We start from the raw sequence: 12,453 nt of genomic DNA, 5'->3' as shown, positions 1-12,453 counted from the left end.
GTGGTTCGTGCTCAAGAATTGGATGCGTCAACGCTGGGATGAATTTGATAGCTTTCGCGATTGTGTCGATGCTGCCTTCAACCATTGTTCGAACGTGTATCCGTAAAGCTATAAATAGCGCTGAGGAACTCATACTGTTCTCGACTTCAGCGATTAAGATCAGCAAGATTTGCACGTAGCTCAGTTAGAATCCATGCAACACAAAAGAGGGCACAGCGAGCGCACCCTCCTTGATGAATAACTAGATTCAGGTCGTCGGCTTAGTGAGGCACCTCTTCGCCGTTAAGCGTTTCTTCGCCCCTTTTGAGCCTTGCTGTAACTCATCGCTTAGCCCTTGCCTTAACGAAAGACTTAAGACTTGGGTGTCCTTAGCCTCCTGCCACTGCTGGAACGATGCTGACTTCATCACCCGTTTGCAGCGAGGTGTTCTGTCCATCCAGGAACCGAATATCTTCGCTGTTGACGTAGAAGTTAATAAAGCGACGCAAATTACCCTGCTCGTCACAGAGCCGGGTTTTGATGCCGGGAAAGCTCTGCTCCAAAGAGTCAAGCAGTTCGGCGATCGTTTGCCCTTCACATTCGATCGTGGCTTGGTCGGCAGTAAATTTTTGCAGCGGAGTCGGGATCAGAACTTTAACAGCCATAGTTATTTTCAGAAATCTCAGAAATCAAGGTCAATCATAAGCCTTTATTATCAGGCAAAACTAGACAAGAACCTGCTGCCATTCCAGGCGATCGAGGGTTCGAGACCGCTCCAGTGCCCGCTCGAAACTATCCAGCTTGGGTTCGATCGTCAGCGGCTCACCAATGTAGCCCTGTACCGCTTCCTGAGTCTTCAGACCGTTGCCCGTAATGTAAACCACCGTGGTTTCTTCGGAGTCAATTTTGCCTGCTTCGACCAGCTTTTTCAAGGTAGCGATCGTTGTGCCACCTGCGGTTTCAGTGAAGATGCCTTCGGTTTCTGCCAGAAGCTTGATGCCTTCTACGACTTCCTGATCATTCACCGATTCAATATTGCCATTCGTCTTGCGGGCGATATCCAGCGCGTACACGCCATCTGCCGGATTGCCGATCGCGATTGATTTAGCAATGGTGTTGGGCTTCACCGGGGTAATAAAGTCGCGCTCCTCGCGGAATGCTTGGGCGATTGGAGAGCAGCCTTCAGCCTGGGCACCGCTAAACCGGACAGTCTTATCTTCGACCAGTCCCAGCTTGACGAATTCCTGGAAGCCCTTATAAATCTTAGTGAAGAGTGAACCAGATGCCAGAGGGGCAACAATGTGATCGGGCAACTGCCAGCCCAACTGTTCAGCGACCTCGTAGCCCAGCGTCTTGGAACCTTCAGAGTAGTAGGGGCGTAGGTTGATGTTTACGAAGCCCCAGCCATGGGTATTTGCAACTTCCGAGCAGAGGCGATTCACCTGATCGTAATTGCCGTGAACTGCTATCACCGTAGGACCATAGATCAGCGTACCTAGCACTTTTCCAGCTTCCAGGTCGGAGGGGATGAACACACAGCAGTCAAGTCCGGCATGAGCGGCGATCGCTGCCGTCGAGTTTGCCAAATTTCCGGTGCTGGCACAGGAAACGGTCGTAAAGCCCAGTTCACGCGCACGAGTTAGCGCAACCGATACCACCCGGTCTTTGAAGCTCAGAGTGGGCATATTCACGGCATCATTTTTGATGTAGAGGTTTTTGATGCCCAAACGACGTGCTAGACGGTTTGCTTTCACCAGCGGAGTAAAGCCAGTGCCTACATCGATCGGGTTGTTAGTAGCGACGGGCAGCAGGGGACGATACCGCCAGATAGATTTAGGTCCGGCTTCGATTGATTGCCGCGTCACAAGCCGGCTCAGCGCACTGTAGTCATAGGCGACCTCCAGTGGACCAAAGCAATATTCGCAAACGTGGAGTGCTTTAGGTTCGTACTCTGCACCGCACTCTTTACACTTCAGAGCCGTAAAGGTAGCAGCGGTTTGGGTGGGGTCGATCGCCTGGGTCATGAACTTCTTCCTCTCTAAATGCGCTCTCTTGAGTCAACTCAGCAGATCAATAAACCGTTAGCCAATCAAACCCTGTCGCGTTTTCTGACCAACTAAAACGGATGCTATCACAGGCGAAAAATACCGTCAAATATACCCGACTATTTTTGTCGGGTTTGATTTGGGATAATTCAGGATTGCTTCGGGATTGATAAAGCGATATTTAACCCCCACTTACGGGCGGAATGAGGACAAGTTCGTCGCCTTCCTGCAAAACGGTCTCCGGTTCCACAAACTGAAGATTTACGCCGAAGCGAGTCAGACTGCGCCACTGTTCTAATTCAAAGTGTTCGCTGATGAGTCGATCGCGAACCTGCGCTACGGTTGACTCTGTTGGAAGTTGCAGCACCAGTTCCGAGGTTCCATAGGCTTCTTGATAGGCAGCAAAGAGCTTGACGATTACTGTAATTGAGGTGCGATCGTTCATTGATATCTGGTCTCCAACTTGATTTCAACCCTGGCATACTGAATAAAGTATCCTGCAAGCTTCTAACAAAAAGCTCTTATGCTCGGCTCCTTTCAGCAAAGTACACTGCGGATTGAACTCGATGCCTCAGCGCAGCAAATCCACGACAGTCTGCTCCTTCCGGCTCAGTTTCGTCGCTGGCTTTCTCCCCAAACGTTTTCACAGGGGTTGCCTGAAACGCTGCATTCAGGACTTTCGTTTACAAGCTGGATTGGTCCAGTTGTGATTCAGCATCAGGTTGATCGGGCAGCCCCTAATAGTCTGCGCTTTTTGCTAAGCCAGGGGATTGATGGTTATCACGAATGGTATTGGGGGGAGGGCTGGGTGCAGTCGCGCCTTGAGGGAGTTTCGCTGCTGCCGCTGAATTTGGGACAAACGTTAAGCCTGCTGCGCCTAAAACAGTTTCTTGCAAGCTGAATTCACGCTTCAGGTCAGCAAAGGAAACTATCTCGGCTTAACGACCAGTACCGAGCAACTTGCCTCTTCAACGACCTGGTTGCTCACCGAGCCTTTGAGAATGCGCGTCATTCCTGTCAAACCTCGACTGCCAATGACAATCAAATCAGCGTGATGGATATTGGCTAAGCGCACAATCTCTTCCGCAGGTTCGCCGCGCACAATTTCGATTTCGCTTTTGCAGGGCAGATCTGCTTGATAAGCCTGCAATTTTTCTAGCGAATGATAAGAAATTTCTTCCGCGTCAACCGGGGGGCGATCGGCTGCGATGTCAGGATTTGCGTCAGAGTTCACTAAAACATGCGCCAGAACAACATGAGCATCCTGCGGTAGGGAAAGCTGATGAAGTGCTTTAATGACCAGTTCCGATAAGTCTGAACTATCGAGCGCAACTAGAATTTTGTTCAGCATGATTCTTCAGCCTGGAATTTCCCAGAACGATCGCTTGCCTGTCCAGTGTCGCGGGTTCAGCCTGAAAATTCAATCAACTTTGACCAAAATCAACTTTGACCAGAATAAAGCTTAAGCGTCCCGTGCTCCTATCTACCCTTCCTGATCGCCTGCATCCTTTTGAACTCTGAATCGTACTGAGTCTGCGTGCGAAGGCAGCCCTTCGGCAGTTGCCAGCGCATCGATCGCCCCTGCCACGTTCTGGAGTGCCTGCGGCGAGTATTGAATCAAGCTGGAATGCTTCAGGAAGGTTTCGACGCTGAGAGCAGAGGCATAGCGGGCAGAACCGGAAGTTGGCAAAGTGTGATTGGGTCCAGCAAGATAATCGCCAACGGCTTCAGGGGTAGAATTGCCCAAGAAAATTGCTCCCGCATGGCGAATATACTCCAATAGGCTCCAGGGGTCTTCGACTTCCAGTTCCAGGTGTTCTGGAGCGAATTCATTAGATAGTTCGGCGGCTTGTTCGAGGGAGTCTACGACAACGACCAGACCGTAGTGAGCGATCGCCTTTTCGGTTAGCAATCGGCGCGGGTGGTTGAGCAACTGCTGCTTCACTTCGACCACAACATTCATTGCCAGATCAGTATCAGTCGTGAGCAGAATTGCTGCTGCCATTGGATCGTGTTCTGCCTGCGCCAGCATATCGACTGCGACGTGGACTGGATTGGCGTGACCATCGGCAATGATCAGGACTTCAGAGGGACCCGCGAGGGAGTCGATACCAACCGTGCCGTAAACCAGCTTTTTCGCCAACGTCACGTAAATATTGCCCGGCCCCGTAATCACGTCCACTTTGGGAATTGTTTCGGTTCCGTATGCCAGTGCGCCGATCGCCTGTGCCCCTCCAACACGATAAATTTCCTGTACCCCGGCTTCCTGTGCTGCTACCAGAACGGCAGGGTTAATCGTCTTATCTGGGCGAGGCGGAGTCACCATTGCGATGCGGGGAACCTGCGCGACCTTCGCCGGAATGGCGTTCATAATCACCGTGCTAGGATAGGAAGCCCGTCCCCCCGGCACATACAGCCCCGCACGATCGACCGGCGTGTAGCGTTTGCCTAAAACGACCTCATTTTCGCCAAACTGCACCCAGCTTTTGGGCACTCGCTGGCGGTGAAAGGCTTCGACCTGACGACAGGCAAGCTGGATTGCTTCCAGCAACTCTTTGGAAACCTGCTGATAAGCAGCTTCTAGCTCCGAGCCTGTGACCCGCAACTCTCCTGGCTCTAGCATGAGTTGGTCAAATTCTTCGGTGTAGTGCAGCAATGCCCGGTCACCCTGCCGTTTCACTGCCTGCAAGACTTCTCGAACGGTTGCCTCTTTATGAACGACCTGATCATCATGAGTGCGATCGCAGATCCGTCGCAGTTCGGTGAGTGCTTCAGCCCGCTGATGAATGATTCGCAGCATCGCCACAATGGGTAAGGATAGAAAGCCTGGAACTGCCTGAGGTTGACACGGTGGGTTTGCGATCCCCAGAGAACCGCAGATGGAACCGCGAACCTGACTGAACCGATTATGTCTTCTAGCTTAACCGGATTTTTAGAGGATATGTGTCTAGAAAGATGCGAGTTTAGCCTATGTTTATGGCAAATGCTTTGCTAAGATGGTAGATCGCTGGAATGATGCCCGCCTGAGATTCTTGGTCTCAAATTTGTACTGTCTAGAAGTTGAAGTGGTAGATAGCTGTGGCAAATATTAAGTCTGCAATTAAGCGCGTCGAAATCGCGGAGCGCAACCGCCTGCGGAACAAGTCCTATAAATCCGCTGTAAAAACCCTGACGAAGCGTTATATCGAGGCTGTGAACAAGTACACGGTGGATCCAACGCCTGAAGCAAAACAGGAAGTGCAGCAGCGGATGTCGGCTGCCTACAGCAAAATTGACAAAGCCGTCAAGCACGGTATCTTGCATCCCAACAATGGCGCACGTAAGAAGGCACGTCTGTCGAGAGTGTTCAAAGCAAAAGCAATGGCATCGACCGCGCCAGCCACCGCATCGACTGCATCGGCTTCCTTAATTTAGAAGGGCAATTACCTTAATTTAGAAGGGCAATTACCTTAATTTAGAAGGGCAATTACCTTTCGGGGGCGGCGGAGCGATCGGCAAAAAGCCAAATAGTGCTACTGAATTGCGGCATGGCTGTCTTGGGGCGGCGAGCTAGATACAGTGAGCTAGATACAGCAAGCTAAATTATCAGTGACTCTTGGGGAATGGGCTCCCGTCTGTTCAGTCCTACAGAGGGATACCTATTGCACGGAGCGGGTAAGGACATCTACCCCATAAAAAGGGTTACTGGTTGCAATTGCTGTTCTTTAAGATCAAAATTTTGCCCTCATTTTGTCGCTCGGCAACACCCAACAGGTCAAAAGTTGACAGGTTAAAAGTTGGAGCCAATCAGGTTATTGAATCATGCAGTTAATCGACACCCATGTTCACCTTAACTTTGATAGCTTCCAGCCTGACTTAGAGGAAGTCGCCCAAAACTGGCGCAAGGTAGGCGTTGCCCAACTGGTTCACTCCTGTGTAGAGCCTGCGGAATTTGAGCAGATTCGGAGTATTGCGGATCGCTTTCCCGAGCTCTCGTTTGCAGTGGGTTTGCATCCATTGGATATGGACAAATGGACTCCCGACACAGCCGATCAAATTCGGTCGCTAGCTCAATCTGACCCCCGCGTAGTTGCCATTGGCGAAACCGGGCTAGATTTCTACAAGGCAGACGATCGATCGCAGCAGGAGCTTGCATTTCAGGAACAGTTAGTGATCGCCCGCGAACTCGAGTTGCCGGTGATTGTTCACTGTCGTGATGCAGCTGCTCCAATGACAGATTTGCTGCGCGAGTGGGCAAAGTCGGGGACGATGAAAGGGGTGATGCACTGCTGGGGCGGAACGCCAGAGGAAACGAAGTGGTTTCTCGATCTGGGGTTTTACATTAGCTTTAGCGGCATTGTTACCTTTAAGAATGCGACCCAGGTGCAGGAGTCGGCTCAGCTGGTGCCGAACGATCGCATTTTGGTTGAAACCGACTGTCCGTTTCTGTCTCCGGTTCCGAAGCGGGGCGAACGCCGGAATCAGCCCGCCAATGTGCGGTATGTAGCGGAGCAAGTTGCCCGGTTGCGAGGGGTGTCCCTGGAGACGATCGCTGCCCAAACCACTGAAAATGCTCGTCGTCTGTTTAAGCTGCCCATCCTTGAATCTTCGGCGCAAGTTCCCATCGCTATGTCATGATTAGAAAATTTTGTGGGATTCTCAGAAAGAGTACACAAAATGATATAGATCAGCCATAATGGTGTTTGGGACATTAGCGCAATTGAGGTTTAAGGTCAATCCCAGAGCTACGGTTTTTAGTCCTTCTAAAGTTAATTTTCTGGCTAAGCCCGTCTTCTGATTGTTTCAATTATCGAACCCATTGTTTCGAGTTGTTTCGAGCCACTCTGTTGCTAGCAGTTGACGAACTCCATTGTTTAAGTTATACTTCCCCTGCCTTAAAGCGCAGTCTTTTCATCTCCCAGGATTGAACCTCCGCTGGAACTCTACACAATTCATCAATCAATATCGACTCAAGTGAGTGTCGTTCAGTCTTCGGTTTGAGGACTGAAGTTTTTTCGTTAATAGCTTTGCTCAAGTACCGCTGTGCTAGGGGCAATCCCGGCCGCGACCCATCTGAGGAGACGCATGAGTAACCTGACCCAAACTGCACCCACCTTTACCCTACCAGACCTGATCGAAATTCAACGGGCGAGCTTCCGCTGGTTCCTGGAAGAGGGTTTAATCGAAGAGCTGGACAGCTTTTCACCAATTACAGACTATACCGGGAAGCTAGAGCTACACTTCCTCGGCAAGGACTATAAGCTGCGTCGTCCCAAGTATGACGTAGATGAGGCGAAGCGTCGAGATGCGAGCTATGCAGTGCAAATGTATGTGCCGACGCGCCTAATTAATAAAGAAACGGGCGAAATTAAGGAGCAAGAGGTTTTCATCGGCGATTTGCCCCTGATGACCGATCGCGGAACCTTTATTATCAATGGGGCTGAACGGGTCATTGTTAACCAGATCGTTCGTAGCCCTGGTGTTTACTATAAGAAAGAGATCGACAAGAACGGTCGCAGTACCTTCAATGCCAGCCTGATTCCCAACCGGGGCGCATGGCTGAAGTTTGAAACCGACAAGAATGACCTGGTGTGGGTGCGAATTGACAAGACCCGCAAACTGTCGGCGCAAGTTCTGCTGAAGGCACTTGGACTTTCGACCAACGAAATCTTCGATGCGCTGCGTCACCCTGAGTATTTTCAGAAGACGATCGATAAAGAGGGCGACTTTAGCGAAGAAGAAGCTCTGATGGAGCTGTATCGCAAGCTGCGTCCGGGTGAGCCTCCCACCGTGTCTGGCGGTCAGCAGTTGCTCGACTCTCGCTTTTTTGACCCCAAACGCTATGACCTGGGACGAGTCGGACGCTACAAGCTGAACCGTAAGCTGCGCCTGAGTGTGCCGGAAGCGACCCGGGTTCTCACTGCTCAAGACATTCTGGCGGCAGTGGATTATCTAATCAACCTGGAGTTTGACACCGGGAATACCGATGATATTGACCACCTGGGCAATCGTCGGGTGCGATCGGTGGGTGAACTGCTGCAAAACCAGGTGCGCGTCGGCTTGAACCGTCTGGAGCGGATTATTCGAGAAAGAATGACCGTTTCCGATGCAGATGCCCTTACGCCTGCCTCGCTGGTGAACCCAAAGCCGCTGGTGGCTGCAATCAAAGAGTTCTTTGGCTCGTCTCAGCTTTCGCAGTTTATGGATCAAACCAATCCGCTGGCTGAGTTGACCCATAAGCGCCGTCTGAGTGCCCTTGGTCCGGGTGGTCTGACTCGTGAACGGGCAGGCTTTGCGGTGCGCGACATTCACCCGTCGCACTACGGTCGGATTTGCCCGATCGAAACGCCAGAAGGTCCGAACGCAGGTCTGATTGGTTCGCTGGCAACCCACGCTCGCGTCAATGCCTATGGCTTTATCGAAACGCCGTTTATGCGTGTGGAGAACGGTCGTGTCCGTCGTGATATTGCTGCGCTCTACATGACCGCTGATGAAGAAGATGATCTGCGGGTCGCTCCAGGCGATATTCCGGTAGACGAAGATGGCTACATTCTGGGTGAGCAGGTTCCGGTGCGCTATCGTCAGGTGTTCACAGAAACAACGCCCGATGAAGTGGATTATGTGGCGGTTTCCCCGGTGCAGATCATTTCTGTGGCAACCTCGCTGATTCCCTTCCTGGAGCACGACGACGCAAACCGCGCCCTGATGGGTTCAAACATGCAGCGTCAGGCAGTACCCCTGCTGCACCCAGAACGCCCCTTGGTTGGAACTGGACTGGAAGCGCAGGCAGCCCGCGACTCTGGAATGGTAATCATCAGCCGCGTGGATGGCGAAGTGGTGTATGTGGATGCCAACAGAATCCGCGTTCGCGCTGCCAGCAATGGTAGAGAGCATGAGCATACCCTGCAAAAGTACCAGCGATCGAACCAGGACACCTGTTTGAACCAGCGTCCGATCGTGTTTGTGGGCGATCGAGTTGTTGCAGGGCAGATTCTCGCTGATGGTTCTGCTACCGAGAAGGGCGAACTGGCACTGGGACAAAACGTCACCGTTGCCTATATGCCTTGGGAAGGCTATAACTACGAGGACGCGATCCTGATCAGCGAACGCCTGGTCTACGACGATGTCTACACTTCGATCCACATTGAGAAATACGAGATCGAAGCACGGCAAACCAAGCTCGGACCCGAAGAAATTACGCGGGAAATTCCGAACGTGGGTGAAGATGCTCTGCGTCAGCTCGACGAGACGGGAATCATTCGGATTGGAGCCTGGGTAGAAGCCGGAGACATCCTCGTCGGTAAAGTTACACCTAAGGGTGAATCGGATCAGCCGCCGGAAGAAAAGCTGCTGCGAGCTATCTTCGGTGAAAAGGCGCGGGATGTGCGGGATAACTCGTTGCGCGTGCCAAACGGTGAAAAAGGTCGTGTGGTAGACGTGCGTGTGTTTACCCGTGAGCAGGGCGATGAGCTTCCTCCGGGCGCAAACATGGTCGTGCGGGTTTATGTGGCGCAGAAGCGCAAGATCCAGGTGGGCGACAAGATGGCAGGTCGTCACGGCAACAAGGGGATTATTTCCCGGATTCTGCCGAAGGAAGACATGCCTTACCTACCCGACGGTAGTCCGGTAGATATCGTGCTGAACCCGCTTGGTGTGCCGTCGCGTATGAACGTGGGTCAGGTGTTTGAGTGTCTGCTCGGCTGGGCAGGTCATAACCTGGGGTCACGATTCAAGATGATTCCGTTCGACGAAATGCACGGCGAAGAAGCATCGCGTTTAACCACCCACGGCAAGCTGAGCGAAGCCCGCGAAGTCACCGGACAGGATTGGGTCTACGACCCAGAGAACCCCGGCAAGATCCAGGTGTTCGACGGACGCACAGGTGAGCCGTTCGATCGCCCCATTACCGTCGGCAAGGCGTATATGCTGAAGCTGGTGCACCTGGTAGACGACAAGATCCACGCTCGTTCCACGGGTCCGTACTCGCTGGTGACGCAGCAGCCTCTTGGCGGAAAAGCGCAGCAGGGCGGTCAGCGATTTGGAGAAATGGAGGTGTGGGCACTCGAAGCGTTTGGCTCTGCCTACATCCTGCAAGAGCTGCTGACCGTGAAGTCCGACGATATGCAGGGACGCAACGAAGCTCTAAATGCGATCGTCAAAGGGAAGGCAATTCCGCGTCCGGGCACCCCCGAATCGTTCAAGGTGTTAATGCGCGAGCTGCAATCGCTTTGTCTTGACATTGCGGCGCACAAGCTGCAAACCCAGGAGGACGGAACTAGCCGCGACGTAGAAGTGGATCTGATGGCAGATGTCGGCAATCGCCGCACCCCGTCCCGCCCCACCTACGAATCGATTTCGCGCGACGAAATGGAAGAAGTCGAGGAGTAAGGTGTCTGGGGCATAGCGTGGGGGCAGTAGGTGAAGGAATTGATATACAGGTTCGACACCGGACTGCCCTTATGCCTCGCTTATCTGTTGAAGAAGTGCCAGAAGCACAAGCAATAAATCTAAGAGGAAGGAATAGCGATGCCAAAGCTAGAGCAGCGATTTGACTATGTGAAAATCGGTCTGGCATCTCCAGAAAGGATTCGTCAATGGGGCGAGCGCACGCTTCCGAACGGCATGGTCGTCGGAGAAGTAACCAAGCCCGAAACCATCAACTACCGGACACTAAAGCCGGAAATGGATGGTCTGTTTTGTGAACGGATTTTTGGTCCGGCGAAGGACTGGGAATGTCACTGCGGTAAGTATAAGCGGGTGCGTCACCGGGGCATTGTGTGTGAGCGATGCGGCGTAGAAGTCACTGAGTCCCGCGTTCGTCGTCACCGTATGGGCTACATCAAGCTGGCAGCTCCCGTGGCTCACGTTTGGTATCTGAAGGGCATTCCCAGCTATATGTCAATTCTGCTGGATATGCCGCTGCGGGACGTGGAGCAGATTGTTTACTTTAATTCCTATGTGGTGCTGAACGCGGGCAACGCGGAGAACCTGAGCTACAAGCAGCTTTTGACGGAAGATCAGTGGATTGAGATCGAAGATCAGCTTTACAGCGAAGATTCTCAGCTCACCGGAATTGAAGTCGGCATCGGGGCAGAAGCACTCCAGCAGCTTTTGCAGGATCTCGAGCTGGAGAAAGAAGCGGAGCAGCTTCGCGAAGAGATTGCCAACTCGAAAGGGCAAAAGCGTGCCAAGCTGATCAAGCGACTGCGGGTAATCGACAACTTCATTGCTACCCAGTCGAAGCCGGAGTGGATGATTCTCTCCGTGATCCCGGTAATTCCGCCCGACCTGCGCCCGATGGTGCAGCTAGACGGTGGACGCTTCGCGACCTCTGACCTGAACGATCTGTATCGTCGCGTAATCAACCGGAACAACCGTCTTGCCCGTCTGCAAGAAATCCTTGCGCCGGAAATCATTGTCCGAAACGAGAAGCGGATGCTGCAAGAAGCAGTGGACGCGCTAATTGATAACGGACGACGCGGACGCACGGTTGTGGGCGCAAACAACCGTCCTTTGAAATCCCTGTCGGACATTATCGAAGGGAAGCAGGGTCGTTTCCGCCAAAACCTGCTCGGTAAGCGGGTGGACTACTCTGGACGATCGGTAATCGTAGTTGGTCCTAAGCTCAAGATCCACCAATGTGGTCTGCCGCGTGAAATGGCGATCGAGCTATTCCAGCCGTTCGTGATTCATCGCCTGATCAAACAGGGTCTGGTGAACAACATCAAAGCCGCGAAGAAGCTGATCCAGCGCAACGATCCGCAAATCTGGGACGTTCTGGAAGAAGTGATCGACGGACACCCCGTGATGCTGAACCGCGCTCCAACGCTGCACCGTTTGGGGATTCAGGCATTTGAGCCGATCCTGGTAGAAGGACGCGCCATTCAGATTCACCCACTTGTTTGTCCTGCCTTTAACGCAGACTTTGACGGCGACCAGATGGCAGTTCACGTTCCCCTCTCACTAGAGTCTCAGGCAGAAGCACGGCTGCTGATGCTGGCTTCCAACAACATTCTGTCTCCGGCAACCGGTAGACCGATCGTGCTGCCAAGCCAAGACATGGTATTAGGCTGCTATTACCTCACTGCAGAGAACCCGAATGCCGTACTGGGAGTGGGTCGCTACTTCTCCAGCATGGATGACGTGATCATCGCCTATGAGCAAAAGGTCGTCGATCTGCACTCCTATATCTGGTTGCGATTTGACGGCGACGTTGAGGATGACGGCAAAGACCGGGAGCCGCAGGAAATTCATCGTGGTGAAGACGGTTCAGTTACCGAACTGTATACAGATCGGCGCGTGCGGAAAGATGCAGAGGGCAATTTGCTTTCGCAGTATGTTCGCACTACACCCGGGCGAGTGATTTACAACAAGACGATTCACGATGCGCTCGTGAGCTAGCAGCAAGCTTGAGCAAATTAGCAGCAAGCAAACAGCGAATTCATCATTA

Annotated in this window: 10 protein-coding genes and 1 pseudogene; 6 read left to right on the top strand and 5 right to left on the bottom strand. The window is 52.5% G+C overall.

The features are described from left to right. Window positions 1-106, top strand: a pseudogene (locus NDA02_RS25490) (IS630 family transposase); the annotation flags it as partial. 262 nt (window positions 107-368) lie between these two features. Here NDA02_RS25490 and NDA02_RS25485 read toward each other — a convergent pair. The 3 genes from NDA02_RS25485 to NDA02_RS25475 form a co-directional block, all read right to left on the bottom strand. Continuing rightward, window positions 369-644: a MoaD/ThiS family protein gene (locus NDA02_RS25485; RefSeq protein WP_190789776.1), complete on the bottom strand. Its 276-nt coding sequence runs from the start codon at window positions 642-644 to the stop codon at window positions 369-371. 60 nt (window positions 645-704) lie between these two features. Then, complete coding sequence (gene thrC / locus NDA02_RS25480) at window positions 705-2,003, bottom strand: threonine synthase (protein WP_190789775.1); 1,299 nt, start codon at window positions 2,001-2,003, stop codon at window positions 705-707. Window positions 2,004-2,205: 202 nt separating this feature from the next. Then, a complete protein-coding gene (locus tag NDA02_RS25475; RefSeq protein ID WP_190789774.1) occupies window positions 2,206-2,469 on the bottom strand; it encodes a MoaD/ThiS family protein in 264 nt (87 codons plus the stop codon). A 78-nt stretch (window positions 2,470-2,547) separates the two neighbouring features. Between NDA02_RS25475 and NDA02_RS25470 the strand changes: the two genes are divergently transcribed. Continuing rightward, window positions 2,548-2,925, top strand: a complete 378-nt coding sequence (locus tag NDA02_RS25470) for a hypothetical protein (RefSeq protein WP_190789773.1) — start codon at window positions 2,548-2,550, stop codon at window positions 2,923-2,925. 27 nt (window positions 2,926-2,952) lie between these two features. Here NDA02_RS25470 and NDA02_RS25465 read toward each other — a convergent pair whose 3' ends face one another. Continuing rightward, window positions 2,953-3,375 (bottom strand): universal stress protein, encoded by a 423-nt coding sequence (locus NDA02_RS25465; protein ID WP_190789772.1) that lies wholly within the window; start codon window positions 3,373-3,375, stop codon window positions 2,953-2,955. 132 nt (window positions 3,376-3,507) lie between these two features. After that, the gene (hisD, locus tag NDA02_RS25460) at window positions 3,508-4,824 is read right to left on the bottom strand and encodes a histidinol dehydrogenase (RefSeq protein WP_190789771.1); all 1,317 of its coding nucleotides are present in this window, start codon (window positions 4,822-4,824) and stop codon (window positions 3,508-3,510) included. 278 nt (window positions 4,825-5,102) lie between these two features. Between hisD and rpsT the strand changes: the two genes are divergently transcribed. The 4 genes from rpsT (at window position 5,103) to NDA02_RS25440 (ending at window position 12,404) form a co-directional block, all read left to right on the top strand. After that, window positions 5,103-5,438 (top strand): 30S ribosomal protein S20, encoded by a 336-nt coding sequence (gene rpsT / locus NDA02_RS25455; protein ID WP_190789770.1) that lies wholly within the window; start codon window positions 5,103-5,105, stop codon window positions 5,436-5,438. Between the two features lie 387 nt (window positions 5,439-5,825). Next, a complete protein-coding gene (locus tag NDA02_RS25450) occupies window positions 5,826-6,641 on the top strand; it encodes a TatD family hydrolase (RefSeq protein WP_348256161.1) in 816 nt (271 codons plus the stop codon). 447 nt (window positions 6,642-7,088) lie between these two features. Continuing rightward, a complete protein-coding gene (gene rpoB, locus NDA02_RS25445) occupies window positions 7,089-10,391 on the top strand; it encodes a DNA-directed RNA polymerase subunit beta (protein ID WP_348246629.1) in 3,303 nt (1,100 codons plus the stop codon). Between the two features lie 138 nt (window positions 10,392-10,529). Next, the gene (locus NDA02_RS25440) at window positions 10,530-12,404 is read left to right on the top strand and encodes a DNA-directed RNA polymerase subunit gamma (protein WP_348246631.1); all 1,875 of its coding nucleotides are present in this window, start codon (window positions 10,530-10,532) and stop codon (window positions 12,402-12,404) included. Window positions 12,405-12,453 lie beyond the last annotated feature (49 nt).

Source organism: Leptolyngbya sp. ST-U4, from assembly GCF_039962215.1.
Taxonomy (GTDB): Bacteria; Cyanobacteriota; Cyanobacteriia; order Elainellales; family Elainellaceae; genus Leptolyngbya_A.
Note: the sequence above shows the minus strand (reverse complement) of the source record. Positions and strands in the feature narration are given on the sequence as shown.